Annotated in this window: 27 protein-coding genes and 1 pseudogene; 10 read left to right on the top strand and 18 right to left on the bottom strand. The window is 70.1% G+C overall.

The features are described 5' to 3' along the window. Positions 1-107: 107 nt before the first annotated feature. On the top strand, positions 108-821 hold the full coding sequence (locus SA2016_RS11070; RefSeq protein WP_169803070.1) for an IclR family transcriptional regulator: 714 nt from the start codon (positions 108-110) through the stop codon (positions 819-821). An 83-nt stretch (positions 822-904) separates the two neighbouring features. Here SA2016_RS11070 and SA2016_RS11065 read toward each other — a convergent pair whose 3' ends face one another. Continuing rightward, the gene (locus SA2016_RS11065) at positions 905-1,267 is read right to left on the bottom strand and encodes a ribbon-helix-helix domain-containing protein (protein WP_141305586.1); all 363 of its coding nucleotides are present in this window, start codon (positions 1,265-1,267) and stop codon (positions 905-907) included. Between the two features lie 553 nt (positions 1,268-1,820). Here SA2016_RS11065 and SA2016_RS11060 point away from each other — a divergent pair. Continuing rightward, a complete protein-coding gene (locus tag SA2016_RS11060; protein WP_066498029.1) occupies positions 1,821-2,498 on the top strand; it encodes a response regulator in 678 nt (225 codons plus the stop codon). Positions 2,499-2,624: 126 nt separating this feature from the next. Here SA2016_RS11060 and SA2016_RS11055 read toward each other — a convergent pair whose 3' ends face one another. The 4 genes and pseudogenes from SA2016_RS11055 to SA2016_RS22235 form a co-directional block, all read right to left on the bottom strand. After that, on the bottom strand, positions 2,625-2,921 hold the full coding sequence (locus SA2016_RS11055; RefSeq protein ID WP_066498028.1) for a hypothetical protein: 297 nt from the start codon (positions 2,919-2,921) through the stop codon (positions 2,625-2,627). A gap of 52 nt (positions 2,922-2,973) precedes the next feature. Further along, positions 2,974-3,411, bottom strand: coding sequence for a nuclear transport factor 2 family protein (locus tag SA2016_RS11050; protein WP_257125748.1), 438 nt, complete (start codon positions 3,409-3,411; stop codon positions 2,974-2,976). 1,205 nt (positions 3,412-4,616) lie between these two features. Further along, positions 4,617-4,751, bottom strand: a pseudogene (locus SA2016_RS22645) (sigma factor-like helix-turn-helix DNA-binding protein); the annotation flags it as partial. 44 nt (positions 4,752-4,795) lie between these two features. Then, on the bottom strand, positions 4,796-5,065 hold the full coding sequence (locus SA2016_RS22235) for a hypothetical protein (RefSeq protein WP_066498026.1): 270 nt from the start codon (positions 5,063-5,065) through the stop codon (positions 4,796-4,798). 277 nt (positions 5,066-5,342) lie between these two features. On the opposite strand from SA2016_RS22235, the gene SA2016_RS11040 reads away from it, so the two are divergent. Beyond that, positions 5,343-5,555 carry a hypothetical protein gene (locus tag SA2016_RS11040; protein WP_066498025.1) on the top strand — a complete coding sequence of 71 codons (213 nt, stop codon included), beginning with the start codon at positions 5,343-5,345 and terminating at the stop codon, positions 5,553-5,555. A 241-nt stretch (positions 5,556-5,796) separates the two neighbouring features. Here SA2016_RS11040 and SA2016_RS11035 read toward each other — a convergent pair whose 3' ends face one another. The 3 genes from SA2016_RS11035 to SA2016_RS11025 all read right to left on the bottom strand — a co-directional run bounded on the left by SA2016_RS11035 (position 5,797) and on the right by SA2016_RS11025 (position 8,982). Next, on the bottom strand, positions 5,797-7,122 hold the full coding sequence (locus SA2016_RS11035) for an Nramp family divalent metal transporter (RefSeq protein ID WP_066498024.1): 1,326 nt from the start codon (positions 7,120-7,122) through the stop codon (positions 5,797-5,799). A 119-nt stretch (positions 7,123-7,241) separates the two neighbouring features. After that, positions 7,242-8,177, bottom strand: a complete 936-nt coding sequence (locus SA2016_RS11030; RefSeq protein WP_229710776.1) for an NAD(P)H-hydrate dehydratase — start codon at positions 8,175-8,177, stop codon at positions 7,242-7,244. Next, positions 8,161-8,982 (bottom strand): histidine phosphatase family protein, encoded by an 822-nt coding sequence (locus SA2016_RS11025; protein WP_066498022.1) that lies wholly within the window; start codon positions 8,980-8,982, stop codon positions 8,161-8,163. The genes SA2016_RS11030 and SA2016_RS11025 overlap by 17 nt, the downstream gene beginning before the upstream one ends. 213 nt (positions 8,983-9,195) lie before the next feature. Here SA2016_RS11025 and SA2016_RS11020 point away from each other — a divergent pair, with 213 nt between their 5' ends. Further along, positions 9,196-10,182, top strand: a complete 987-nt coding sequence (locus tag SA2016_RS11020; protein ID WP_066498021.1) for an aldo/keto reductase — start codon at positions 9,196-9,198, stop codon at positions 10,180-10,182. Between the two features lie 64 nt (positions 10,183-10,246). Here the strand turns inward: SA2016_RS11020 and SA2016_RS22000 are convergent, their stop codons facing one another. Genes SA2016_RS22000 through SA2016_RS10995 form a run of 5 tightly spaced genes read right to left on the bottom strand, consistent with a single transcriptional unit; the run spans position 10,247 to position 15,465 of the window. Next, positions 10,247-11,410 (bottom strand): M20 family metallopeptidase, encoded by a 1,164-nt coding sequence (locus SA2016_RS22000; protein WP_066498019.1) that lies wholly within the window; start codon positions 11,408-11,410, stop codon positions 10,247-10,249. Continuing rightward, a complete protein-coding gene (locus SA2016_RS21995) occupies positions 11,407-12,435 on the bottom strand; it encodes a ketopantoate reductase family protein (protein ID WP_066498017.1) in 1,029 nt (342 codons plus the stop codon). Before SA2016_RS21995 ends, SA2016_RS22000 begins: the two co-directional genes overlap by 4 nt. Continuing rightward, positions 12,432-13,223 carry an SDR family NAD(P)-dependent oxidoreductase gene (locus SA2016_RS11005; protein WP_066498015.1) on the bottom strand — a complete coding sequence of 264 codons (792 nt, stop codon included), beginning with the start codon at positions 13,221-13,223 and terminating at the stop codon, positions 12,432-12,434. Before SA2016_RS11005 ends, SA2016_RS21995 begins: the two co-directional genes overlap by 4 nt. Then, the gene (locus tag SA2016_RS11000) at positions 13,220-14,548 is read right to left on the bottom strand and encodes an MFS transporter (protein WP_066498014.1); all 1,329 of its coding nucleotides are present in this window, start codon (positions 14,546-14,548) and stop codon (positions 13,220-13,222) included. The genes SA2016_RS11005 and SA2016_RS11000 overlap by 4 nt, the downstream gene beginning before the upstream one ends. Continuing rightward, positions 14,545-15,465 (bottom strand): polysaccharide deacetylase family protein, encoded by a 921-nt coding sequence (locus SA2016_RS10995; RefSeq protein WP_066498012.1) that lies wholly within the window; start codon positions 15,463-15,465, stop codon positions 14,545-14,547. The genes SA2016_RS11000 and SA2016_RS10995 overlap by 4 nt, the downstream gene beginning before the upstream one ends. Before the next feature lie 204 nt (positions 15,466-15,669). On the opposite strand from SA2016_RS10995, the gene SA2016_RS10990 reads away from it, so the two are divergent. Continuing rightward, on the top strand, positions 15,670-16,740 hold the full coding sequence (locus SA2016_RS10990; protein WP_066498010.1) for an Lrp/AsnC family transcriptional regulator: 1,071 nt from the start codon (positions 15,670-15,672) through the stop codon (positions 16,738-16,740). 238 nt (positions 16,741-16,978) lie between these two features. Here the strand turns inward: SA2016_RS10990 and SA2016_RS10985 are convergent, their stop codons facing one another. Next, positions 16,979-17,353 (bottom strand): response regulator transcription factor, encoded by a 375-nt coding sequence (locus SA2016_RS10985; protein ID WP_066498008.1) that lies wholly within the window; start codon positions 17,351-17,353, stop codon positions 16,979-16,981. Positions 17,354-17,537: 184 nt separating this feature from the next. Here SA2016_RS10985 and SA2016_RS10980 point away from each other — a divergent pair, with 184 nt between their 5' ends. Next, entirely contained in the window at positions 17,538-18,548 is a 1,011-nt protein-coding gene (locus SA2016_RS10980) for a hypothetical protein (RefSeq protein WP_066498007.1), read from the top strand. Positions 18,549-18,605: 57 nt separating this feature from the next. Further along, positions 18,606-19,778, top strand: a complete 1,173-nt coding sequence (locus SA2016_RS10975) for an FUSC family protein (protein WP_084249456.1) — start codon at positions 18,606-18,608, stop codon at positions 19,776-19,778. Here SA2016_RS10975 and SA2016_RS10970 read toward each other — a convergent pair. After that, a complete protein-coding gene (locus SA2016_RS10970; RefSeq protein WP_066498005.1) occupies positions 19,775-21,220 on the bottom strand; it encodes an MFS transporter in 1,446 nt (481 codons plus the stop codon). The two genes, SA2016_RS10975 and SA2016_RS10970, sit on opposite strands and share 4 nt — an antisense overlap. 120 nt (positions 21,221-21,340) lie before the next feature. Here SA2016_RS10970 and SA2016_RS10965 point away from each other — a divergent pair, with 120 nt between their 5' ends. Genes SA2016_RS10965 through SA2016_RS10955 form a run of 3 tightly spaced genes read left to right on the top strand, consistent with a single transcriptional unit; the run spans position 21,341 to position 23,526 of the window. After that, positions 21,341-21,913 (top strand): DedA family protein, encoded by a 573-nt coding sequence (locus tag SA2016_RS10965; protein ID WP_141305584.1) that lies wholly within the window; start codon positions 21,341-21,343, stop codon positions 21,911-21,913. Then, on the top strand, positions 21,910-22,743 hold the full coding sequence (locus tag SA2016_RS10960; RefSeq protein WP_066498004.1) for a thioesterase family protein: 834 nt from the start codon (positions 21,910-21,912) through the stop codon (positions 22,741-22,743). The genes SA2016_RS10965 and SA2016_RS10960 overlap by 4 nt, the downstream gene beginning before the upstream one ends. Positions 22,744-22,773: 30 nt before the next feature. After that, positions 22,774-23,526, top strand: a complete 753-nt coding sequence (locus tag SA2016_RS10955) for a lipoate--protein ligase family protein (RefSeq protein WP_066502357.1) — start codon at positions 22,774-22,776, stop codon at positions 23,524-23,526. Here SA2016_RS10955 and SA2016_RS10950 read toward each other — a convergent pair. From SA2016_RS10950 to SA2016_RS10940, 3 genes are all read right to left on the bottom strand, one after another. After that, entirely contained in the window at positions 23,519-24,094 is a 576-nt protein-coding gene (locus SA2016_RS10950) for a cysteine hydrolase family protein (RefSeq protein WP_066498003.1), read from the bottom strand. The genes SA2016_RS10955 and SA2016_RS10950 overlap by 8 nt on opposite strands. Positions 24,095-24,172: 78 nt before the next feature. Continuing rightward, positions 24,173-24,814, bottom strand: a complete 642-nt coding sequence (locus SA2016_RS10945) for an MBL fold metallo-hydrolase (RefSeq protein WP_066498002.1) — start codon at positions 24,812-24,814, stop codon at positions 24,173-24,175. Further along, positions 24,814-25,896, bottom strand: a complete 1,083-nt coding sequence (locus tag SA2016_RS10940) for an S-(hydroxymethyl)mycothiol dehydrogenase (RefSeq protein WP_179948363.1) — start codon at positions 25,894-25,896, stop codon at positions 24,814-24,816. Before SA2016_RS10940 ends, SA2016_RS10945 begins: the two co-directional genes overlap by 1 nt. Positions 25,897-26,029 lie beyond the last annotated feature (133 nt).

The raw sequence follows: 26,029 nt of genomic DNA, 5'->3' as shown, positions 1-26,029 counted from the left end.
CCGGCCGCGTGTTCTTCCGCCCGGGTCCACGGTGGTCCCCGATGACGCCGCCTGGTTGTCGTGAATCAGGTTGCCGTTCTCAGAGAGAAGTCCCAATGGCCGGATCCATGGCTGTCAACCGCTGCATCGAGCTGCTCGCGATCCTTGCGGCACATCCCTCGGAGCCTATGGCAGCGACCGAGATCGCGAACGTTCTCGGCGCTGCCCGCGGCTCAGTTGTATCGGTATGCACCGCCCTTGAAATGGGTGGCCTGCTCGAGCGCGGAGCCGACGGCTATCGACTGGGACGGCGTCTGGCCGAACTGGGCGGCGCCTATGTGAACTCCTTCCCAGAAGTACGCTCGTTCCACGAGGCGTGCGCCAGATCGAGCATTGCGGCTCGTGAGCTCGTGCAACTGGTCCTACTCGACGGTCCCCAAGTGCTGGTCATGGCCCGGCACGAAGGGAAGGCCCCGCTCATGGCATCGGGAAGGCCCGGCGACAGGCTGCCCGCCGTTTCGACCGCAGCGGGGAGGGCGCTACTGGCGTCCCTGCCTGATGGGGACCCGCGGGTCTCCCGGCAGGTTAAGGAAGAGCTCCCGCAGATTAGGGCGAAAGGCTTCGCCCTCAAGGCCCGGGAACTCCACCCAGCCGTAACGGCCATCGCTGCAGCCGTTCCATCGGAGACATCATCGCCCTCCTTCGCGGTGAGCCTGTCCCTCATGGGAGTGCGGCTCACCGAAGAGGAAGCCAGCGCCTACGGCCGCGTGGCCCAGTCGATCGCAGCTCAGACGGCTCGTTCACCGCTCCGCCTGAGCGGAGCCAGCTCACGAGCCAGCTGACACGCCGCCAATGTTCTGGCGCTCTTTGGCGCGGCCGTCTCATCAAGGGAATCATTGACAGGATTGGCGTGGCACGGTGCGAATCAGGCGGCGGTTCCCGATGGGAGCCAGCGCAGGGAGGTGCCCCAGCGGCTTGGGGGATCCGCCCGTATCGGGACGGCTGCCGGAAGCTTCGCCTCTGCGTCGCGGCGTTGGCACCGTCGATCCGGCAGGGGTTTCATCGGGATGTTCGTGCGGAGGTGCCCAGCGAGGATCTCGGCTGACTTCTCGAGCTCGACCGTCCCGTCAGCCACGCCCACCACGAGGTCGAACACCTGATCGGGGCGGCGACTGCGCTCGACAAGCTGGCGTGCGCCCTCGACGACGAGCGCGCTCTTGGAGGTGTGGCTTTCGACGGCGAGGCGGTCCAGCTCGCGGTCGAGGTCTTCAGGGAGCCTGAGTGTCATGGCCATCCCCTCATGGCACCAACGCGGTACCAAGGCTGGACTTGGGCGTGGTTTCGCCCACGGGGCCGCTCCGGGAGGCTGACGGAGGCAGCCAGCGGCGATAGGGCGCCCGCGGCACTGCCGTCGGCTGGACCCCATGGACGAGGTGGTCACGGGAAGAGCCCGACGTCCCAGTACCCCGCATGAGGGTACCCGGCATGCGGGCCCGCTCCTCGCCGACGTCTGCAGGTCCCTGCCGTGACTGTTCCACTCGCGCCGCTCGTACTTAGCCTGAGGAGGGCCGAGGGCCCACGGTCTTCGTCCTGCTCAGGGATGAAGCGGTCATCGGGCCCCGCCGGCCTGTGCGCGCCGTCTCGTACTCGCCCGTCAAGGAGGGCGGTCCCTAGCATGGCTGACGGGTCAAGAATCGCGCCCGCGGGGAGCGCTGGACCAGACAGGCTCCCCTTCCGTACAACCCCTTGGACGGGGACCTCAGGGAGTGTGCCGCACCTCGCACATCTCGAGGACGGCCGCGGCTGCCCGTCCAAGCAGGGCTGAGCCAGAGGCGTGCAACGTGGACAGCAGTGACGAGGCCATTGAGGCGATCCGGGTCTACCTCCTGGACGGCCATGAGGTATCCCGGCGGGGCCTGCGGGACCTGCTCGAGGAGCAGGGCATGGTCGTCGTCGGGGAGAGTGAGACCGCTGCAGAAGCAGCGGCGAGGATTCCGGCCTTGCGGCCGGACGTGGCGGTGCTCGACGCGCGGCCGGCGGGTGGGGCTGGGATCGAGGTCTGCCGGCGCATCCGCTCGATAGACAAGAGCATTAGGTGTCTGATCCTGGCCGAGGACCATGATGAGCAGGTGTTCAGGAAAACGGTCCTGGCAGGGGCGTCCGGGTACCTCGTCAAGCAGCTCTCCGGGCAGGACATCGCCGCGGCAGTCCGCCGCGCCGCCGCGGGTGAGGTGCTCTTCGATCCCGAGGAGGAGGACCGGATCCTCTCAGCGGCCATCGAGGCGAGACAGTCCAGGCCCGGGGCCTACGAAGGCCTGACACCTAAGGAGTCCCGGGTGCTGGAGCTGCTCGGCCAGGGCATGACGAACCGGCAGATCGCCGACGAGATGGTCTTGGCGGAGAAGACAGCGAAAAACTATGTCTCCGCGGTCCTGGCCAAGCTCGGCCTTCACCACAGGACCCAGGCAGCCCTGTACGTGGCCCAGGCCGAGCGCAGGAGACACGGCCCGCACGCTTGAAGCCCGCGGCGGGTCTTGGGCCCCGGGCCTTCCGGGCGGGGACGGCGGCGCGCCCTCGTCCCTCCCGAAACGCGTCCGGCTATGCCCGGAGAGGACGCGCTGGACCTCAGGTGGCCTGCCGGATTGTCAGGGGATGATCTTGTACAGGTCGATGACGGTCTCCTCGGGGGGCGATGTGAATCCGCCCTCGATGCCCGCTTGCATGCGGGGCATGAGGATGCCGTCGCGGAATTTCTCCCAGCTTTCCTTCGACTCGTGGACGGCCATGATCGTCCAGCCTCCGGCTGAAGGTCCTGCCGCGTGGAAGGTCTGGCCGTCGGGGAGGAGGCCTTCGCCGGGGTGGACGGCGGCGATCGAGGCCTCGTACTGCTCCTTGGTGCCTCCGGGGAAGAAGTGCACGACTCCGTATGGGGCGGCTTCCATGTCTGCTCCTTGGTTGGTCCGGGTGTGTGTGGTGTTCCTGCCCCGCTGAGGGTCAGCTCCAGAAGTCGTCCGACTTGGCCGTGTCCTCGAAGAACTCGCGGCCTTCGATCACCTTCCCGTCCCGGAGTGCGAACACGATGGCCGTGGCCAGGTTCAGGGTCTTCCCGTTGTTCTCGGCGTGGCTCTGCTGGATCCCTACGGTGTGGCTTTCTCCGCCGACGATGTCCTGGACCGCCGCTTGGAAGGAACCGTGGGAACGTGCGCCCAGCTCGCCGAAGTAGGCCAAGATGGCCTCGCGTCCTTGCTTGGTCCCGGACAGTACGCCACTGCCAGCGGCGTACCAGACCGCGTCTTCCGCGAACAACTCGCTCAGGGCGGCCAAGTCCCCTGCGTTGAAGGCCTCATAGCCGCGCCGGACCACTTCGGCGTTTTCTGCAGCGCCCATATCGGATACCTCTCCGTCATCCTCGTCGGTCGATGGACTGCTCAAGCCCTGTCCACGGGGGGTGCGGCCTCGGGGCGGGGCTGCACTCCATGCTCGCAGGAGGGCTCTGGGAGCGTGAGGGGCTTAGGGCCCTCCGTGATCGTCCCGCCGTCCCGGCCTGGTGTGCCGTCCACGCGGGCGGGGGAAGGGGGGGCGACGGGCGAGGGCGGCTCCACGGCCAGGGCGGGCCGAAGTCCTCTGGCCGGCTCGATGCGCCAGCCGTATCGTCGAACTGTGCTGGCCTGCCGCCTTTCGGGATGGGAAGCCGGCACCCGGCGCCCCGCCCAGCTACCCCCCAGCCGGACGGGGTGACCGCACCTGTGGTCGCCGGCCACACCCTCGGATGGGCGAGGCAGGCAGCGACGCCGAGCGTCCTTGAGCGCCGGGCACGGGCAGCCCATCCCGACCCGGGCTCTGTCCAGCCAAGCGGAACCTCGGGGGTGGGGGAGCCTGACCGCAGCGGTCTTGTCCTCAGCGGTCGGCGTCCAGCGCGGGCTGGGCGGCGTGGAGCAGCACATCCACGAGGGCGGTAAGTTCGCGGGCGGAGTCCTGGGGTGGTTCCTCCGGCCTGCTGCCGCGCCTCATGGCTCTCCCGCGGTGATCGAGGCCGCCACGTCGGCGATGAGCTTCCAGCGCAGGGCGAGCGCGGCGTCGACTCCGAGCTGGACGGCTCGGGGCCGCTCCCATCCAGGCCCAAGAGACCCGAGCAGTCGCCCGCCGCGGGCAGGACCGTGGGTGCTACTCGTACGGTGGCCGCAACGTACGAGACCGGCAGGCCCGTTGAGCGGGCGGCGCTACAGTCCTGAACAGCATGACACGGAGTCCCATCGAAGGAACCCCAACCGAGACAGCGTCAGGTGTCGATGCTCGGCGCTCACGCTGGGGTCAGGCAGGGGTAGGAACGTCTGGATCTGGGCTTCTTCGAAATCGATGCCGTCGCCGAGTTTGACCACGCCCTGATGTCCGAGCGGACCTCCCTCGCCGCCAGAGGGTCCGCGTCTGGGACGAAGTCGCTGCTCTTCGTGGACTCGGGCTACCGGGGGGGACCCGCCGCCATGACAGGTCATCAGCGGGATGGATACGCGTCCGTGCACAGCCGGAGCGCCTCGGTGGGAGGGCCAGCTCGTTCCCAATCCCAGCGCTGGCACGAGGCGCCCGGGCCGCTACCGAAAGGGGCGAGAGGAGTCTGGTGCCGTGCCCAGGTGTGACCGTCAGTCGAAGAGGCGGTGGCGCAGACTGTCGAGGATCCGTACGAGGAGGCGCGAGATCTGCATCTGGCTGACTCCCAGCTCGTGCGCGATCTGTTCCCGGATAATCTCCTCGATGAAGCGCAGCCGCAGGAGGTGCCTCTCCTGGCCGGAGGCGTCCGAGAGGGCGCGCCTGAGTGCGGCTAGTTCCGCGACGCGGGCGTACCGGAGATCGTCCTGGGGGGGACGGACGGGAGCCGGCGTCCTTCCGGCGTGAAGGGCGCCTCGTCGGCTTCCATGGGCTGTCCGACTCTGGCTGCGTCGGTGAGCCGGGCCTGGGCGACATCGTCTGGGCGCGTGGCGGCGGCGGCGAGCTCTTTGGCAGAGGGCTCGCGGCGGAGCTCCTGGGCCAGGCGGCGGCGCAGGGCGTTGCGCCTGAGCCTGGTCTCCTGCAGGCCCCGGGGCGGCCTCACCGTCCAGGACTGGTCGCGGATGTAGCGCTTGAGCTCTCCGTTGACCGTTGGGACGGCGTACTGCAGGGGTCCGTGCCCGGGCGGTTCCCGGTACCTGAAATGCCGTGCGAGCGCGTCGGCGACGCCGAGGTACCTCGACCGTTCTCCTCCGAGTCCTCCTCAGCGGACTGCAGGAACGACCGCTTCGAAGACCCGAACCCCGGACCAGCAGCTGCCGCCGATGGTCCGATCCTGACTTCAAAGGTCGGATGCAGCCCGTGACATGAGGAGCGATGCCGTGGCATTCGAACCGCTCGATGTGGCGTTGGCCTACTTCGAGGCGTCCCAGGAGGAGGGCGCGGCCGATCCCGAGGTTGCGGGACGGTTCGGGCAGGCCCGCACCGTGGCGCTCCTGAGCATCGCCGAGAGCCTCTCCGTCGTGGCAGCGGCCGCGGTGGAAGGGCTCGACGAAGACGCAAACGCAACCTGCCGGGAACATCGGCCCCCTTGATCCCGGACCCCGATCAGCTGTCCGCAGGCGTGGTCACGGCAGAATCCGGAAGGACCCGTGAATAGGCCGTGGGCTTCCTCCTCACGGCTTCGAATGATCGCAAAGTGAAGCTGCACGGATCGCGTCCGGATCCGGGCCTGTTTCGGACAGCCTCACCCCACCACGCATTTCGACTGAGGCAGCGGATCCTCAGGGTGCTGCCGGCGGCCGCCCGGGAGAGGGCTCAGCTGCCTGCGAGAATTCAGCTCCCTGAGAGCTGGGCCCATATCGCCATGACTCCGGCGGCGGCCATGATCGCAGCGGTCGCCCAGCCGATGGTGCTTGAGAGTGCGCGGTTCGCCCTGTCGCCCATGATTCGACGGCTCCCAGCGATCAGGAGCACGACGATGAGGAACGGGGCCGCCGCGATGGCGTTGATCATGGCCGAGAGGACCAGGAGGGCGATCGCGTCGGTGAACAGCGCCGAGAGGATGGTTCCGACCACGAGCCCGGCGACCAGGAGCCCGTAGAAGAGGGGGGCCTTGCGGGGGCTGCGGTCGAAGCCCCAGTTCTTGCCGGTGAGGCCGCTGAAGCCGATGCACGCTGCCGAGGCCAGGACCGGGACGCCCAGCAGCCCGGTGCCGATGAATCCGAGGGCGAACACCGCACCGGCCAGGGGCCCAGCCACGGGCTTCAGGGCCTGGGCGGCGTCGGCGGCGGAGTTGATGTCGGTGGGGTGCCGGCCGATGGTGGCGCCGGTGGCGACGATGATGGCGAACATGATCAGTACTGAGACGGTCATGCCGGTCACGACGTCGATGCGCTGCTGTCTGCGGCGGCGGATGGCTTTGTAGTCGGGGATGTCTGTGTCGGCGGCGGGGCGGTCTCCCTTCTCGGACTTGGCGCGCATCTCCTCGATGCGCTGTCCGCTCTCCCAGAAGAAGAGGTAGGGGGAGATCGAGGTGCCGAAGACCCCGGCCACGAGACCCCAGAACTGCAGATTGGGGTCGAGGCGCTGGAAGGTGAGCCCGGCGAGGACCTCGTTCCATTGGACCCCGGCGAGGAACATGACGACGACGTAGGCGAAGAGGGCGAGGCAGAGCCAGATGAAGACCTTCGAGACCAGCTTGTAGGACCCGGTCATCAGCAGCACTCCCAGGCCCACTCCGGCGATGGGGGCCCAGAGCTGGGAAGGGCCCGCCCCGAGCAGTTCCATGCCTTTGCCTACTGCCATCAGGTCGGCCCCGACGTTGACGATGTTGGCCACGAGCAGGCACAGCAGCAGAATGCCCACCACGATTGCCCCGGCCCTGCCGAAACGGCGCCGGGCGAGCTTGCCCAGCGTCTCCCCGGTTGCCGTGGCGGTGCGATCGCACATCTCCTGGACCGCGATCATCATCGGCAGCACCACGGGAGCGGTCCACACTGCCGCGTACCCGTACTGGGCGCCGGCCTGGGCGTAGGTTGCCACGCCCGAGGGGTCGTCATCCGCGGACCCGGTCACGAGGCCCGGGCCGAGGGCTTTGAGCCAGCCCCGCCAGCCCAGCCGGGCTGGGGTCTTCCGGGCCCGCTCGCGCGTGTTCGCCACGGATCGCCTCCTGTTTCCTCCCCCTGCCAGCCGGGGTGCCCGGCGCTTCAGTGAACCCGTCAAAGTTGTACCCGATATGCGGTTATTCAACCCTGGCTGCTCTGCACGGCTAGTGAGCGTCAGACGCTGGACTCCAGCATCAGCGCAGGCAGCTCGTCGGCAAGTTCGCGGGCCAGGAACCCGAGCGGCCCCAGCCTGCTGGCGAGCCGGTCGCCTGCTGCGGCATGCAGATGGGTGCCCCAGCAGGCTGCCTGCGCGCTGCTGGCTCCTCGGGCCCTGAGCCCGGCGATCGCGCCCGCCAGGACGTCCCCGCTGCCGGAGGTGCCGAGGCCGCCGTATCCCGTGGTGATCTTCCACAGGTCCGGTTCCTCCGGATCCCGTCCGGGCGGCTGGGTGATCAGCCCCTGGCAGGTGACCACGGCGCCGAACCTGGCGGAGATCTCGGCCAGGTCCTTTTCCGGGTCATCCACGTCCCGCCCCAGCAGGAGCGCGGCCTCTTTGCGGTTCGGGGTGAGGATCAGCCGGCCCCGCCAGGGTTCCAGCTGGTCCTCCAGCGTCACCAGGGCGGCCAGGGCAAAGGCATCGAGGACGACGGCGGGCCCTCCCCGGCCGTCAGAGTCGCCGCCGGACTGGTCGCCGCGGGCGCTCTCGCGCTCGAGAAGGGCTGCCAGCAGCTGCCCGGCAAGGTCGGGGTCGTCCAGCCCCGGCCCCACCAGGACCGTGTCCGCCTCGTCCAGGTACGGGGAGATCCGGGCGAGCTCCGGTTTGATGGAGCCGCTGTCGGTTTCCGGCAGGCCGATCGAACCGCACTCCGGCAAGGCGACCCCCAGCTGCACGGCCACCGATCCAGCCACGGCTAGGGTCAGCTTCCCGGCCCCGGCGCGGAGTGCTGTCGTTCCGGCGAGCAGAGCGGCGCCGGGGGTTGCCCGGGCTCCGCCGACCACCAGTACGGACCCGCGCGAGTACTTGTCCTGGCCGGGGGCGGGGAGCGGCCACTGTCGCAGGAGCGACGGCGTCACGAGGATGGCGGCATGAGAATCAGCGCGGCCGGGCACTGGTGTCACCTCCGTGCTCGGTGACCGCGACGCCCTGCTCCGCCAGGTGGTCGGCCACGTTGAAGCTCTCCAAGGTCCACGGTCCCGACCCGGAGGGACGCACGAACCGCGTCACCGAGGCGTTGAGGATGGTTTCCCTGGCGGCCAGGTCCAGCAGTTCCCTTTCGCTGAGGCCTTCCAGCACGTACCGGAACAGCATGATGACCGCATCGTGGCACACCAGCATCACCCGGTGCCCCACACCCAGGTCGTTCAGCTCGGCCAGCACGGACCGCAGCCGCAGAGCCACGTCCGCCCACGATTCCCCGCCCGGCGGGCGGTAGTACAGCTTGCCCAGCCAGTCCCGGCGCTCGGATTCCTCGGGATAGCGGCTCTCGACGCCCAGCCGGGTGAGCCGGTCCAGGATGCCGAGCTCGCGGTCGCGCAGCCGCTCGTCGGTGCGCACCTGCAGCGGCCAGCCCGCTGTCTCCACAGCGATCTCGGCCGTCTGGCGCGCCCGCGCGTAGGGAGAGGACACCACGGCGTCGGGGCGGAGCCCCTCGGCGATCCGCCCCAACGCGGCGCCCAGCGCCTTGGCCTGGTCCCGGCCGGTCGCGGAGAGGTCCACGTCGGCATCGCGGGCGGGGACGTCGATGACCTCCGCACCTGCCTCGCGCGCTTCCGTGGCCGCGACGTTGCCTTCGCTCTCACCGTGCCGGATGAGGAGCAGCTCCACCGCCCCGCGCTCCTGGACGGCGTGCGTCAGGCCGTCACGGTTGACCGAATCCCCGTCGGCCGGACCACTCGTCGCTGTCGTGTCCTCCACGAAATCACCCCGTCCTCGCCGTGCCGAATGCAGGAACACTACTAACGCGGTACCCAGCGGGCAGCGGAACGTAACGGGCGACGGCGGCCGGGCACCGCCGCGACACGTCCGCGACCGATCTGGGCGACCTTCAGCGACCCCTGGGCTCACCCTCCCCGGCCATCGTGATCGCCCTCGCGCTGGAAGCAGGTTTCGGCACTATAGTCGGAGCCCATGGAAACGCGTGTGCTGGGACGGACTGGTCGAGAAGTCTCCGTGATTGGCCTGGGGACGTGGCAACTGGGTGGCGATTGGGGCGACGTCGGCCCGGAGGCGGCCGGGCAGGTCCTCGACGCGGCCGCCGAGTCGGGGGTGACGTTCTTCGACACCGCCGATGTGTACGGTGACGGCCGCAGCGAGCAGGCCATCGGCGCGTGGCTCGCGGCGCATCCCGACGCCGGGGTCATGGTCGCCACAAAGATGGGCCGCCGGATGCCCCAGGTCCCGGAGAACTACTCTCTGGAACACTTCCGGGAGTGGCTGGACCGCTCGCGCCGCAACCTGGGACGCGACACCCTCGACCTCGTCCAGCTGCACTGCCCGCCCACCTCGGTCTACGCAGACGACCGGGTCTTCGATGCCCTGGACCAACTGGTCGAGGAGGGGGTGATGCGGCACTACGGAGTCAGCGTGGAGACTGCCGACGAGGCTTTGGCCGCGATCGCACGGCCGCACGTCGCCACAGTGCAGATCATCTTCAATCCCTTCCGGCTCAAGCCCCTGGACGAGGTCTTCCCGGCGGCAGTGGAGGCCGGAGTGGGCATCGTGGTGCGCGTGCCACTCGCCTCGGGCCTGCTCAGCGGGAAGTACAGCCGGAGCACCACCTTCCCGGAAGGGGACCACCGCAACTACAACCGGACCGGCTCCGCGTTCGATGTCGGGGAGACCTTCTCCGGCGTGGACTTCGAGCAGGGACTGGACGCGGTCGCCGAGTTCCAGAAGCTCGTCCCGCCAGGGCTGACCACCGCACAGGCTGCCCTGGCCTGGATCATCTCCCAGCCCGGGGTGTCGACCGTGATCCCTGGCGCGAGGAATGGCGATCAGGCACGGGCAAACGCGGCACCGGCAGCCGGCGCAGCGTCACTGGGCCCGGAGTTCGACGTCGGCGTGCGGCGCATCTACGACGCGTACTTCCGCGAGGCGGTCCACCCACGCTGGTGACTGCGGGGGAGAAGCAGGCGGGGCTGCACCTTTGAATTGCCCAGCCCCGCCTCGGCCTCCCTCTCTAGACGAGCCTCGTCAGGAGACCAGCGGCGAGAGCGGCCCGTTCGACCATGCCCGAGATGCTGATCCATTCGTTGCGGGCGTGAGCTCCCGCTCCGACCGCCCCGAGGCCGTCCAGGACGGGGAGGCCGAGGGCTGCGGCGAAGTTTCCATCGCTGGCCCCTCCCACCGAAGCTTCCTGCAGATCGAGGTCGAGCGCCGTGGCGACATCTACGGCACGGCTGAACATCGCCGCCGTCTTCTCCGTCCGCTGCATCACGGGCCGGTTCCACCCGCCCCCGACCGAAATGGACGCGAGGGGATTTTCTGCTCTCAGGGATCCGAGCAGGCTGTCAACGCGTTGGGCTTCCGCCTCACTGCTGACGCGGACGTCGACCTCGGCGACGGCGCGGCCAGCCTTGACGTTCGTCCGCGTTCCGCCGCGGAGGACACCGACGTTGATAGTCGTTCCCGCGGCAAGATCGGACGCCGCGTGCAGCAGGAGGACTACCCGTGAGATCTCCTCGATAGCGCTTGCTCCCGCCTCCGGGTCGAGCCCAGCATGGACAGCTTCGCCCCGTGCTTCCACCCGGAAGATGCCGACGCCCTTCCTCGCGGTCTTGAGGGCGCCGTTGGCGCTCGCCTCGAAGACGAGCACTGACGCCCCGCGAAGCGATTCCTCCTCGATGACAGTGCGGGAGGAGGGGCTGCCCAGCTCCTCGTCACCGTTGAGTACGAGGCGCACGTGGGGGCGGACTGCCCCCACGGCGTCGCAGGCCTTGAGGGCCCAGACTGCTTGGACTAGGCCTGCCTTCATGTCGAAGGCACCGGGCCCGGTCAGGGCGTCGCCCTCGACCGATACGGGCCATTCTGCGAGAGTTCCTGCTTGCCATACCGTGTCGTAGTGGCACAGCGCGGTGACCCAAGGGGCAGCTGGGAGGGTTGGGGAAGGGTAGTCGACCACCACGGTGTCGCCGTGGTCGCCGCCGTCAACCATTCGTCGAGCAGCGGGAGCGCCCAGCCTCAGACCCAGCCATCGTTCGGTCCAGTCGAGCCCCTTGATCAGGAGATTCTTATCGTCGGAGGGTGTCTCTTGGCCGATGTAGTCCGAAAGGTCCTGCACCATCTCGTCCCTGTGGGAGCTGATCCAGTCCTGAAGAGCGATGACGGCGCGGGCGTCTCTCATGAGCGGACCCCGACTGCCGCGTCCAGCGCGTCCAGGTGTGGTTCGCCCATTTCGGTGTGCCCGGTCTCCAATGCCTTGATCAGCTCAACCAGCTGCGTGAGGAGTGGAACTGCGATGCCGTGCGCCTGGGCCCTCGCAATGACTGGTTCATAGTGGCAGGGCACTTCGGTAGGGCGTCTGCGGACGGCGATGTCGCGCCAGATTCCAGAGCGGGTCTTCGACTGCGTGCCCAGCCATGCCACCAGCCTGTCGGTGGCGGCCTCCCGCATGGCGGCGTCGGCGCCCCGACGGTACGCGGTGGGCTCGAAAGCATCGAACCCTTCGAGTGCGACTCCTTCGGCCTCTGCTACGCCGAAGACCTCTTCGGCGAGCCCTTCCATCGAGGGCCGGTGCCGGTGGATCAAGTCGGCCATGTCGGCATCGGCCAGCGCGGTGGCGGACAGCATGGCGCCGAAGCCGAGCTTGGACCAGAGGAATCCGTCGACGTTCGGTGTCACCACCGGGGATCCCCAGTGCTGTAGGTCGGCGGCGAGGTTGTGCACGCGTTCGCTTACCCCGCCGGAGTATTCACCCAGTGCCATCCCTCCGGCACCGCCGTCCTTGACCAGACCGGGTTCCATGACGTCGGCGAAGAGGTCCACGAAGGCACTGATCGTGCGCCCGGCTCCTACGTGAGCAGCGATGACGGCCTCGTTGAGGCCGTTCTGCATCGAGACGACGTACCCGTCGGGCGCGAGCCGTGGCGCAATCCATGCGGCGGCCTTATCGGTGGTCTGAGCCTTGACCGCTAGCAGCACCCCTTTGAGCTGGGAGGGGGCGTCGTCGAGTCCGAAGACGGGCAGGTGTGCGGTGAGGGTTCCGTCCGGGGTCTGCAGGCGCAGCCCGTTGCGTCGGATGGCCTCTACATGGCCCGGGTCAGCGTCGACCAGTTGGACGGGGACGCCCTGGGCATCGAGATGGACGGCCAGAGTGCCGCCGATGGCACCGGCGCCGACGACGGTGTAGGGGAGGTCCGCGAGGGTCATGCGTGTGCTTCCTTCTTGGTGGCGGGTTCCCAGTGGAGGGGCAGGTTCATAGCGCCGGTCGAGGCTCCGCCGTCCACACGGAGAATCTCGCCGGTGATCCACTCGGCAGCGTCACTGCAGAGCCACAGCACGGCATTGGCGACGTCCTCTGGGCGCCCCCTGCGGCCGAGCGGATTGGGAGAGACGGCGGCGGCGTACTCCTCGGTGACGGGGTTGGCCTTGCTGTTCACGGTGACGAATCCGGGGGCGACGGCGTTGACCCTGATGCCCAGCGAGCCGAGCTCGAGGGCCGAGGCGCGGGTGGCCATCTCGAGGGCAGCCTTTGAGGTGGCGTATGGTGCGGCCCCTGGGCGGGCGCGCAGCGCGGCGCCGGAGGAGATGTTGACGACGACGGCCCGGCGCCCTGTTGCCGAGGCCAGCTGTGCCAGGGCGACCGTGCTGAGCAGTGGAGCTCGGACGTTCAGGTTCTGCACCGCGTCCCACGTCGAGGCATCCAGATCGAGGTAGGGGGTGGCGGGGTAGACCCCGGCCGCGTTGACGAGCACGTCGACTGGCGCAGCGCCCCAAACGCCACGAACGATGGTGGCCGGTGCTTCCATATCGCGGAGGTCGGCTGCGTGCACGTGGACTGAGTCTGCGCCGAGGGCTTCGGCTTCGCTGGCCACGCTCTCGGCGGCATCGGTCCTGAGGTCGACGAGGGAGAGCATTGCGCCCTGCTGGGCGAAGGCAAGAGCTGTCTGGCGGCCGATCCCACTGCCGGCGCCGGTGATCAGGACGTGGCGGCTCAATCCAGGTCCTTTCCCTTGGTCTCGGGCATGGTCAGGTAGACGATGACGCCGATGGCTGCTGCGACCGCGCAGTAGAGCCAGACCCAGCTTCCGAGGCCGCTGGAGGTGAGCCAGGTGGTGATGTATGGAGCCGTGCCGCCGAAGAGTGCCACAGCGAGGGCGTAGGGGACGCCGATGCCGGTGGCGCGGACGGAAGCGGGGAACTGTTCTGCCATGATCACTGCACAGTTGGCGGAGTAGCCGAGCAGCAGGATCATGCCGATGATCTGGATGACCAGCAGCGTCGAGAAGGATGCGTTGAGGAAGTGGAAAGCCGGCCAAGCGAAGACCAAGAATCCACCGGCGAAGGCAGTCATGGTGGCCTTGCGGCCGATCTTGTCTGAGAGCAGACCCGCGAACGGCAGCAGGACCAGGAAGATGAGGACGCCGATGAAGTTGGCCGTCAGCGCCTGGTTGAGCGGGATGTGAGTCGAGACGGCCGCATAGGTGGGCATATAGGAGGCCCACATGTAGTACAGCAGCGTGCCGGCTATCGTGACGCCGAAGACGCGCAGGGTGGAACCAGGGTGCTTGACGAACATGGTGAACACTGCGCCGCGGGGCGGTCGGATGCTTCGGGCAGCCGTCGCTTCTGCCGCGACCTTCGCCTTCGCAAACGAGTCTGTCTCCTCGACGGAGGACCTGAGCCAGAGCCCGACGACTCCGAGCAGAGCGCAGATGATGAATGCGGCGCGCCATCCCCAGGCATCGACGGCGTCCTTGGGCAGGGTCGAGGTGATAATGGCGCCGAGGCCCGAGGCTATGAGGATGCCGGCGCCGACCGAGACCTGCTGCCAAGAACCGGCGAATGCCCGCCTCCGCGGGGCCGCAGATTCGATGAGGAATGCAGAGGAGGAACCGAACTCGCCGCCAGCGGAGAATCCCTGGGCGAGCCGGGCAAGGAAGAGGAGGGCAGGTGCGAGGACGCCGATAGTGCCGAAGTCAGGGATCAGGCCGATGACCAAGGACGCCCCGGCCATCATCCCGATGGTCAGCACGAGGCCCTTCTTCCGTCCATGCTTGTCCGCGTAGGCGCCGAGCACTGCGGCTCCGATCGGGCGCATCACGAACCCGACCGCGAAGATGGCGAGTGCGCCAAGCAGCGACGCGATCTCATTCCCTGCGGGGAAGAAGTGATGGGCGAAGACGGACGAGAAGGTCGTGTATACGGACCAGTCGACCCATTCGACGGTGTTGCCGATGGAACCGGCGATGATGGCCTTGCGGCCGCGGGCGGAGAGTCTGGTCTGGTGAACGAGGGTCTCGTTCACGCTCAGTTCGCTCATGATTCGGTGTCCCTTGGGGTGAGGTGGGCGGAGACGCGGTCGGCGAGTTCTGCGTGGGTGGTGACCCAGACGTCGTCGAACTCGCGGATGTAGGCGAGCAGCTCTTCGAGGACGACTAGGCGTGAGCGGTGGCCGATGATGTGCGGATGCATCGTCAGCTGGAAAACGCCACCGGAGGCGTACGCACCGTCGAACTCGTCCTTCCAGATCCGCAGCAGCTCTCTAGGAGGGGTGTAGGGGCGGAGCGAGGCAAAGCGGTCCATCATCAGGTACGGCGCATCGTCGCGGATCCACTCGACGGGGATCTCTACCACTCCCGTGGGTACGCCGTCGGCGAGCAGTTCGTAGGGTTCGTCGTCGGCCATCAGCGAGGAGTCGTACAGGAACCCGAGTTCGCGGACCACATCGAGCGTCGAATCGGAGAAGTCCCACGACGGGGTGCGGATACCAACGGGGCGCACTCCCGACTGCTTGTGCAGCACCTCCAGCGACCGGCTCAGCAGGTCCAGCTCCTGCTCGTGGCTCAGCTGCGTGTTGCGTTCGTGTATCCAGCCGTGTACGGCCACCTCGTGGCCGGCATCGGCGTAGCCGGGTACCTCATGCGGACGCAGCAGGGCGCAGACCGCAGGGATGAAGAACGACGCCTTAGTTTCGTACCGCTCCAAGAGCTCCAGAATGCGGGGCACGGCGACCCTGATGCCGTATTCACCGGCGGCCATCTTTCCAGGGCTGGTTTCCCCATCGCGCAACGACGGAGTCTCGTGGTCAGAGTCGAAGGAAAGCAGGACGGCAGCCTTCGCTCCTTCGGGCCACCGTCGGCTCGGGGCCGGGTCCATCAGCGTCCGGCCGGCCCGGACACGCTCCACGTGTCCCCTCCATGTGCTCTCGGGCCAGCTCCAAGGGGGTTCGCTGCTCATGGTTCGTCTCTCTCTCGCGTGCTGGGTGGGCGGAGGACGCGGCCAGCACCGACGTCGGATGCCGCCTGTGACCTCCATCTCACTCAGCGTAAGGACGGTTTCGATCATATACAAGACCCAGGTTGGTGAATTCGTTCTCATTTTTGCGCTCATGTGGCTTTTTTAACCAGCTCTAGGATGGCCGCTCGGTGCTACCCTTCCCACATGAGCGCTGACCCGACGCCCGCCCGAGTCGATGACTGGCCGGTGATCGACGATCCGGTCAGTCTGGACATCGTCGCCGCCCTGCAGGTGGCCCCCCGTGTGCCGGCCAGCAAGCTCGCCGAGATCCTCGATCAGCCCACCACCACAGTGACGCGGAAGCTCAAGCGCCTGCAGCAGGAGCGCCTGGTCAAGGCCATCGGCCGGTTCGCGTGGCCCCTTGTCACGTCGGGCAATCCGCTTCAGATGTGGATCCGTTGTCAGCCCGGCCGCGCGTACGAGGTTGCCGAGGAACTCAAGCAGTTTCCGGAGATCCAGTTCCTGATGGTCACCTCGGGCAGCGCCGACATCTACGCGGACCTCTACCCGCTTCTGGGATCCGACGCCAATGACCTGATCAGCCGTCGGATCCCTTCTATTCCGGGTATCGCCTCCGCCCGGAGCCAGCTCGTGCTTAGGAGTCCGCGGGTGGGCCAGTCGTGGCGCCTGAATCGCCTGACCGAACAGCAGCGGCGCGAACTGGAGGGCTGCACCGACCCGGTGGTCCTGCCTCCTTTCACGCGGATCGAAGACCTGAGCGAGATCGACTTTCGAACCTTGCAGGAGTTGGGCAGCAATTCGCGCATCTCAGCCGCCGACCTGGGGAGGAAGCTCTCCGTGAGCAGTTCTACTGCCTATCGGAGCATGCAGGTGATCCTGGGCTCCGGGGCGATCTCGCCGCGAATCGAGGTCGAACCCGCAGCGGTGGGCTTCCCCCTGAACGCCAACATCTCCCTGCAGGTCGACCCTTCTGCCATTCCGGACGTCCTGGCCGACCTCAGTCGGCACCCCTCCGCGCGGATGGTGTCCATGGTGGCGGGCAGCGCGTCCGTGACCCACAACGGCGCGTTCACGGGCCCCGCCCAGCTGGCAGACTTCATCACCGAGGACTTGGGGGCCCTGCAGGGCGTCCACTCAATGGACATCTGTATCGGGCTGAACGTGCTGCGTCGTTACTGGATGGACCGGGACGGCTTCCGCATCGGCGACCAGGTGCAGGGGATCCTACGACGTCCTGACCACCTAGCGGACTGATAGGGCCGGAGGTCGTGCAGGTGCCGGGCGCCGCAGGGGTAGGAGCACGGTGGTCTCGGAGGGCTGGGAGGCCAGGGTGAGGAGATAGGGCTACTTGGCCGGGAAGGTGCCTCCGGGCATGCGGCAGATCGTGTCCCCCCGGCGTTCCGCACTCATGATCGGGCGCGTCCTCGTGGTCGGCTACGGCCTCACCTCAGGGCCGCCTACCGCCTCTCGAGGGAGCTGAGGCTGGAACCGCTCACGTGAGGGCCGCGGCCGCCCGGACGGCCTGGGGGAGCCCGCTGTCGGCAATCCTGCGGACCACGAAGATGGGGTCGCCCGGCGGCCTCCTGCGTCCGTTCCGGGCGCCTAGGCTGGTGAGGATGACGCACCGGGTGGGTGTGCCCGCCTCGCTGAGCCGGCGGCACATTGCCTCCGCATCCCCATCGGGGAGGTGCTCGTCGAGCACCATGACCTGCGGGGCGCACCTGCGCGCGAGCCGCGCGCCCTCGCGCATCGTCCCGCTCTCGCCCACGACGTCGACGCCCTCCTCCTCGAGCACCTCCCGCAGCGCGCTCAGGAGCGGGGGATAGGCGCTCACCAGGAGCACACGGGTCCTCTGGTCTGCTCCCATGATGTCTTTCCTGCCTGTTCCGCTTCGACAGGAGCCGGCGCTCTGCCGGGCTACGAAGTCGATATGACAAGTATGAAAAGTCCATCCAAAAGCTGTCTAGGGCATGACGGCCCTGTCATGGATCCGGGCGCCAGGAGCGGGCTGCACCCGCTGCCAGCGGCCACAGCCGCCTATGATGCGTGTCATGGACCTCGCCGCCGTCGCCGCCGAGCTCTACGCCCGCCCGCCGGGCGCCTTCACCGCGGCACGCAACGACCGGGTCAAGCAGCTCCGGCGCGAGGGCCACCGCGAGCTCGCGCAGCGGGTTGCCCGGCTCGCCAAGCCCTCTGTCTCCGCCTGGGCCGTCAACGCGCTCGCCGTCGGGCGACCGGGAGCCCTGGGGGACCTCGTCAGCCTCGGCACCCAGCTGCGGGAGGCCCAGGAGGACCTGGACCCCGCCCGCCTCCGCGCTCTCAGCAAAGACCGCACGCATCTCCTGCCCGAGGCGGTGGCCGCCGCCCGGGCCGCCGCGGGCGAGGCCGGGGTCGCAGTGAGCGATGCCGCCGCGGCGGAGATCGAGCAGACCCTGCGCGCGGCGATGGGGGACGAGCAGGCCTCGAGGGCGGTGCAGAGCGGACTCCTGGTCCGCGCTCTCGAGGGCAATGGCCTCGAGCCGGTGGACCTCTCCGGCGCCGTGGCCGTCCCTGAGGTGCTCGGCGGACCGTCGGCGCCGCGCGGGGGCCCCACGCAGCCTGGAGGCCGGCTCGGAGGCACCTCGAACGGAGACACGGGGCGCAGGGACAGCACGGTGCGCACCGACAGCGGCGAGCGCTCGAAGGACGTCGCCGGCCAGCGTCGGACGCAGGAGGCGAAGCGGAAGGCCGAGGAAGAGCGCCGGCGGGCGGAGCAGCTCCGGCGCGAGGAGCGGGCGGAGGCCGAGGCGGACCGCGACGAGGCTGCGCAGGCCCTCGACGAGGCACAGGCCGAGCTCGCCGGCACCGAGCGGGATGCCGCGGACGCCGCCGCCCGCGCCCGGCGCCTGGCCGACGAACTCGGGAGCCTGCGCGCCCGGATCACGGAGCTCGAGGACGACCTTGCGGCGGCCCAACGGGAAGCGGCAGCGGCAGAGCGCGCCCGGGGGCTCGCTGCCCGTCTTGTGGAGCGCGAACTCCGGGCCGTGACGAAGGCCCAGGAGCGACTTGCGGCCTTGGACTGACCGCCCCGCGGGCCAACTCAAGTCGACGCAGCCCCGGGCCCATGCCACGCTGGACAGATGGCTCCCTCTCCCCGTCAGCCCCGCGCCGCACTCCGACAGTTCCTCCTCTGGGCCCCCTCGGCCACCCGCAACGGACTGAGGGAGGCAGCCTCGGCCGAGCGCCTCGTCCTGGCCGGGAAGACCGCCCTCGCAGCAGGCATCGCGTGGGCCGTCGCGCAGCTCATGCCGGGCGCACTCGGCCAGTACCCGTACTACGCCCCGCTCGGGGCCCTCGTGAGCATGTACCCGACCGTGGCGGACTCGCTCCGCAATGGGCTCCAGAGCCTGGTGGGGCTCGCGCTGGGGATCGGCGTAGCCCTGTTCGTGGGCAGCTTCGCGGACACCGCGGCCTGGTCGGTCGCGCTCGTGGTCGGGGTGGGGATGGTCCTCGGCGGGCTCCCACGGATGGGCAGCGGACGCGAGTGGGTTCCCCTCGCCGCGCTCTTCGTCCTCGTCGCCGGCGCCAACCGGCGCGACGACTTCTCGCTGGCCTACCTCGTCCAGATGGGCCTCGGCGTCGCCGTGGGGCTCGCGGTGAACTGGATCGTCTTCCCCCCGCTGCGCGTCGCGGCCGTGACCCCTGCCTTCGCGCGCCTGCGCCACGCGCTCGGCGACCAGCTCGAGGACATGGCGGCCGCGGTCACCGAGGAGGAATGGCCGCCGAGCCGCAAGGAGTGGTCCACGAGGGAGGGACTGCTGGCGGCCAGCGCGGCGGACGTGCGCAGCGCCGTCGAGGAGGCCGAAGTCAGCGCCCGGGCCAACCCGCGCAGGAGGCGGCACCACCGCGACCTCGAGGCGGACCTCGCAGACCTGCAGGCCCTCGAGCGCGCCACCTTCCGGGTCCAGGACATCACCGACGTGCTCACGAGCGTGATCTGGGAAGAGCGCGCCGGGACGCGGGTGCCGACCGAGCTGACCCCCGAGCTGGCCGCGGCGCTGCTCGCCACCGCCGAGGCGCTGCGCGGCTGGGGCGAGGAGGACGCGCCGGAAGCCCTGCTCGACCGCGCCCAGGAGGCCGTCGACGCCCTCAGCGGCTCCTACCACGAAGTGGTGGCACGCGAGGCTCCCGGCGACGCCACCGGGGCGATCTCGCTCGCGCTGTCGCGGATCCTCCGGATGGTCCGCGGGCGCCTGGACTCCGGTGAGCCCGAGGCTTCACTCCCGGCCGAGGGCGCCACCGGCCCGGCCTAGGGCGCGGGGCGCCGCGACTCCTCCTCGGCGCCGGCGGCCTCCGGCTCCTTCTGCGCATCGCGCGGCATGGCGAGCACGGCCGCCACGGCGAGCACCGCGACCACCAGGACGGCGAAGAAGACGGCCCCCGAGGCGGGCACGACGGCGAGCTGCTGGCTCGGCGCGGCCGCGTAGATCCCGTTGGCGATCGCGCCGAACACGGCGACGCCGAGGGCGCTGCCGATGGAGCGGGCGAAGAGGTTGGTCCCCGTGACGACGCCGCGCCGGCTCCAGTCCACGCTCGACTGCGCGGAGATGAGCGTGGGCGAGGCGGTCAGCCCGAGTCCGAGTCCGATCACGAAGCAGCTGCCGGCGACGAAGAGCACGCCCGGCGTGTGCGCGGTCGCCGCGAGCACGGCCGTCCCGGCCACCGCCACCACGATGCCGATGATCGCGGTGCGGCGGAAGCCGATCCGCAGGTACAGCCGCCCGGACTGGGAGGCGCTGATCGGCCAGCCGAGCGTGAGCGCCGCCAGGGCGAGGCCGGCGACCACGGGGGAGACGGACAGGGCGCCCTCGAGGAACGTGGGCACATAGGAGGTCAGCCCCAGGATCATCGCCCCGACTCCGAAGGAGACCAGAGTGGTGGTGAGCAGGAGCCGCCGCGAGATTACCCAGGTGGGGAGCACCGGCTCGGCGGCACGCCTCTCGGCGAGCAGGAACGCCACGAACAGGGCCGCTCCCGCGGCGGGCACGCCGATGCCCAGCGGCGAGGCCCACGCCCAGGCCTGACCGCCCTCGAGGGCGCCGAGGATCAACAGGGTCATCGCCACGGTCAGCAGCCCGGAGCCGAGGTAGTCGATCCGGTGCCGCTGCTTCTCGAAGGACTCGTGGAACGTGCGCGCGAGCATCCAGGCGGCGAGGACGCAGAGCGGGATGTTGATCAGGAAGATCCCGCGCCAGATGCCCAGCGACGCGAAGACGCCGCCGAGAGTCGGACCCACCACGGAGGAGACGGCCCAGACGCTGGCGAGGTAGCCCTGCGCCTTGGCCCGCTCCGCGACCGTGTAGATGTCCCCGGCGATGGTGATGGCCATCGGCTGCACGGCGCCCGCGCCGAGGCCCTGCACGACCCGGAAAGCGATGAGCGCGCCCATGGTCGGGGCCAGCCCGCACAGGACCGAGCCGAGCAGGAACAGGCCGATGCCCGTCAGGATCAGCGGCTTGCGGCCCAGCATGTCGGCGAGTTTGGCGTAGACCGGCACCGAGACGGCCTGGGCGAGCATGTATGCGGAGAAGAGCCAGGGGAAGGAGGAGAAGCCGCCCACGTCCCGCACGATCGAGGGAACTGCGGTTGCCACGATCGTCGAGTCGATGGCCACGAGGCCGGTGGTGAGCATGAGGGCGATGAGGATGGGGCCACGCTCGGAGCGGAAGCCCACGTCGGCACGGGTCACGGTCATGTTGGTCAGAACCGCGCCGGGGGCGCAAATAGTCCCTGCAGCGCTGGACTAGGCTCACACCAGGAGGGCATTCGTTCCCCGCCCCCTCCTCCAGATCCGCACGGCCCCGGGGGTGAGCACGTGGACCAGATCCTCTCGCTGCCCTTCGGCGTTGCGTGGGCCGTGCTCTTTGCGATCGTCCTGGCCCGCACCACCGCGACCTACTGGCTCGGCCGGGGGATCGCGGCCGGAGCCGCGCGCAGCGGCCGCATCGCTGCCCGCCTGGGCCGCCCGGGTCCCGCGCGCAGGCTCGCCCGCGCCCAGCGCATCCTCGACCGCTGGGGCCCGATGGCGATCGTCCTCACCTTCTTGACGGTGGGGCTGCAGACCGCCGTCAACCTGGCCGCCGGGCTCGGGCGCATGCACCTGCGCTACCACCTGCCCGCCGCCGCGGCCGGGTCGGTCCTCTGGGCCTTCGTCTACGCGACGGTCGGCCTGGCCGCCCTGGAGCTCTGGGCCGAGCACGTGGCCGGGGCGCCGTGGCTCTGGGCAGCGGGTGCGGCGGCAGCGGCCGCCGTCGCCGGTCGGCTCGTCCTCCTCCGCCGCGCACGCGCCCGCTCCGCGCCCGACGGCGGTGCTGTGCCGCCTCCCGCTGGCGATAAGGTGGACGGGGCCGCACAACGGGGAGCAGGCCAGGAGAGGAGCGAGACGTGACGCAGCAGGCAGGGACATCGGCCCCGTGGGCGCAGGAGCTGCCCGAACTCGCCGTGGGCGACTTCTACTACGAGGACCTCGGCGGCGGCCGCTACCGGTCGACCATCCACGCGCAGGGTGCCTGGAATGCCCACGAGCAGCACATGGCCCCCGCCTCCGGCATCCTGGCCCACGCCCTGGCCGCGCACGAGCCGCGGCCCGAGATGCGCATCGCCCGCATCGGCTATGAGATCCTCGGCCTCATCCACGGCGGCGAGTTCGAGGTCACCACCCGCACCGTCCGCCCGGGGCGGACGATCGAGCTGATCGAGGCCGAGCTCAGCGCCCAGGGCCGTCCCGCCGTCCGCGCCACCGCATGGCGGCTCATCACCGCGGACACCTCGGCGGTCGCCGCGGTCGAGGACCCGCGGATTCCGCCGCGCGAGGAGTGCGAGCGCTGGGACGGGGCCACCGAGTGGCCCGGGGGCTACATCCGCTCGCTCGAGATGTACCAGGCACCGGGACACCGCTCGGGCAGCGGCACGGTGTGGATCCGGACCGCCCACCCCCTCGTCGGCGGCGCGCAGAGCCCGGACTGGGTCCGGCTCATCGGCCTCGTTGACACGGCCAACGGCATCGCGACCCGGGTCCCGCCGGGCCCCGGCAGCTGGGCCTTCCCGAACGTCGATCTCCAGATCCACATGTACCGCGAGCCGCGGGGCGAGTGGCTCGGCATCGACAACCACGTCTCCTTCGGCGCCGACGGGATCGGCCTGACCTCCTCGGTGCTGCACGACGATGACGGGCCCTTCGGCCGCGCCGAGCAGATCCTCACGCTGCGCAGGAGCTGATCCGTGGCCGCGTGGAACGGCGGCGCCTCCGTGCCGCTCGAGATCGTCTCCGGCACTGGGCTGGCCGGTGACGACGAGGGCGGCGCCGCTGCGGAGCTCGCGCGCGCCACGGAGCTCCTCGATGAGGTCAAGCGCCGCGCCCGCGGGGCGACGCTCAGGCTCTACCGCCCCCGGCGCACCCTCGCGTTCGGGCAGCGGGACACCCGCCTGCCCGGCTTCGACGCGGCCCGCTCCGCGGCCCTCGAGCACGGCTTCGAGCCCGTGGTCCGCCGCGCTGGCGGCCGCGCTGCGGCGTACCACGCCGGGACGCTGATCGTGGACCACATCGAGCCGGCCCGGGAGGCCATGGTGGGCCACCGGCACCGGTTCGAGGTCTTCGGCGACCTCTACGCGGGAGTTCTGCGCACCCTCGGCGTCGACGCCCGGGTGGGCGAGATCCCGGGGGAGTACTGCCCGGGCGAGTTCAGCGTCCACGGCGTCCCCGCCGGCGCGGACCTCCCAGGGCAGGGCGGCGGCCCGGGAAGCACGACGGCGGGCGGCCGCCTCAAGCTCGTCGGCACGGCCCAGCGGGTGGTCGCCGGGGCGTGGCTGTTCTCCTCGGTCTTCGTCGTGGCCGACGCCGCACCCGTGCGGGCTGTGCTCACCGATGTCTACCGCGCCCTCGCGCTGCCCTTCGACCCCGCCACCGCGGGCGCCGCGGACGACCTCGTGCCGGGCGTGACCGTCGACGCCGTCGAGACCGCCCTCGTGGCCATGTACAGGGACCAGGGCGCCCTCACCTGACGGTGGGCTCGCTCACCCCGCCGAGCACGGCGAGGGCATCCTCGCGGCCGAGCCGCTCCTGGCGGTACTGCTCGAGGAGGATCGTGAGCATCGCGTCCGCCTGGCCCGCGTCCTCGGCGCCCATCGCCTCGGCGGCGAAGGCCACCCGCAGGTTCAGCGCGTAGGCGTCCGCGGCCGTCTGGGCGAGGCACAGGTGCGTGGAGACCCCGGCGAGCAGGATGCGCTCGGTGCCCCACGTCCTCAGGCGCTGGAGCAGGTCGGTGCCCACGAACGCGCTGTCGCGTCGCTTGACGAGCTGGGGCAGCCCGTCGATGTCCAGCTCGGGCAGGGATTCCGCCTGCTCGGTGCCGCGGAACGCGAAGCCCTGCCCGTCGTCGAGCATCGCCAGGGTCCACGTGGACTGGTCGCGCTCGTGCTCGGTGCGGACCACGAGCGCCGGCAGCCCCGAGCCGCGGGCGGCGGCGATGAGCTCGTTGCAGGCGGCGACCAGCCGCCCGCGCTGTGCCGCGAGCTCGGGGAACTCGAAGAACGAGTTCTGCATGTCGATGATCAGCAGGGCGGTGCGCATGCCCGCGCCTTACCCGCGGGCGCGGGCACGCACACACATCCTCGCCCCAGGCGCAGGCCGCCCGGGGCGGGTCCGCGGTCAATGGCCGCGGTCGATCCATTCCTGCAGGTGGGGGGCCTCGGTGCCGATGGTGGTGGGGTCGCCGTGGCCGGTGTCCACCACGGTCTCGGGTGGGAGCGTCAGCAGGCGGGTGCGGATGGAGTCGATGATGGTGGGGAAGTCGGAGTAGGACCTGCCGGTGGCTCCGGGGCCGCCGGCGAAGAGGGTGTCGCCGGTGAAGACCGTCCCGAGCCCCTCGGCGTGGAAGGACACCGAGCCGGGGGAGTGGCCGGGGGTGTGCAGGGCGGTCAGCTCGGTCCCGGCGACGGTGAAGACCTGCCCGTCGGCGATCTCGGCGTCCGGGACGGTGCCGGGGTAGACGGCGTCCCAGAGCATGAGGTCGGCCGGGTGCAGGAGCACGGGGGCGCCGACCGTGTCGGCGAACTCGCGGGCGTGGCGGATGTGGTCGTCGTGGCCGTGGGTGAGCAGGACCGCGGCCACGGTGCGGCCCGCGACGGCGGCGGCGGCAGCGCCGGCGTCGTGCGCGGGGTCGATGACGATCGCCTCGGCGTCGTCGCCGACGATCCAGACGTTGTTCTCCACCTCCCAGGTCCCCCCGTCGAGGGAGAAGGTGCCGGACGTGGTGACGCGGTCGATCCGGGCGCGGCCCTGGCCCGGCATCAGAGTTCCACCACGGAGCGGAGGACCTCGCCGCGGTGCATCTTCTCGAACGCGGCCTCGACCTCGCCCAGGCCGATCCGCTCGGTGACGAAGGCGTCCAGGGGCAGCCGGCCGAGCTTGAACTGCTCGACCAGCATCGGGAAGTCCCGGGAGGGCAGGCAGTCGCCGTACCAGGAGGACTTCAGCGACCCGCCGCGGCCGAAGACGTCCAGCAGGGGCAGCTCGAGGGTCATCTCCGGGGTGGGGACGCCGACGAGGACCACGCGGCCGGCGAGGTCGCGGGCGTAGAAGGCCTGCCGGTAGGTCTCGGGGCGGCCGACGGCGTCGATCACCACGTCCGCGCCGTGGCCGCCGGTGAGGTCCCGGATCGCCTCGACCGGGTCGGTCTCGCGCGAGACGATCCCGTGGGTGGCGCCCAGGGTCTTGGCGAGCTCGACCTTGGCCGGGTCGAGGTCGACGGCGATGATCGTCGTCGCCCCGGCCAGCCTGGCCCCGGCGATCGCGGCGATCCCGACCCCGCCGCAGCCGATCACGGCCACGGACTCGCCCCGCTTCACTTCCCCGGTGTTGATCGCGGCGCCGATGCCGGCCATGATGCCGCAGCCGAGCAGGCCCACGGCGGCGGGGTCGACGTCCTCGTCGATCCTGGTGCACTGCCCGGCCGCGACGAGGGTCTTCTCGGCGAAGGAGCCGATGCCCAGGGCGGGGGAGAGGGGGGTGCCGTCGGCCAGGGTCATCTTCTGGGTCGCGTTGTGGGTGGCGAAGCAGTACTGCGGCTGGCCCTTGGCGCAGGCCCGGCACTGCCCGCACACGGCCCGCCAGTTCAGGATGACCCGGTCCCCGGGCTTGAGGTCGGTCACGTCCGGGCCGACCGCCGAGACCACGGCGGTGGACTCGTGCCCGAGCAGGTACGGGTAGTCCTCCCCGATGCCGCCCTGCTTGTAGTGCAGGTCGGTGTGGCACACCCCGCACGTGAGCACGTCCACGAGCGCCTCCCCCGGCCCCGGATCCGGCACCAGGATCGTCTCCACCGTCGCCGGAGCACCCTTCGAACGCACCACGACGCCCTTCACCTCATGCATCCTGGACTCCTGAGCTGTGCTGGCCATGAAAAAACCTCCCCTGACTCGTCCTACGGTGTGGGGCCATCGTAGGAGGGGCCGGGGGAGGCTGGGCAAACCGGGTCCGAGGCGCAGACCGCCGGACGCCCGCACG

The sequence above is a fragment of the Sinomonas atrocyanea genome, from assembly GCF_001577305.1.
GTDB lineage: Bacteria > Actinomycetota > Actinomycetes > Actinomycetales > Micrococcaceae > Sinomonas > Sinomonas atrocyanea.
The sequence above is the reverse complement of the archived record's forward strand: the minus strand, read 5'-3'. Positions and strand labels throughout refer to the sequence as shown.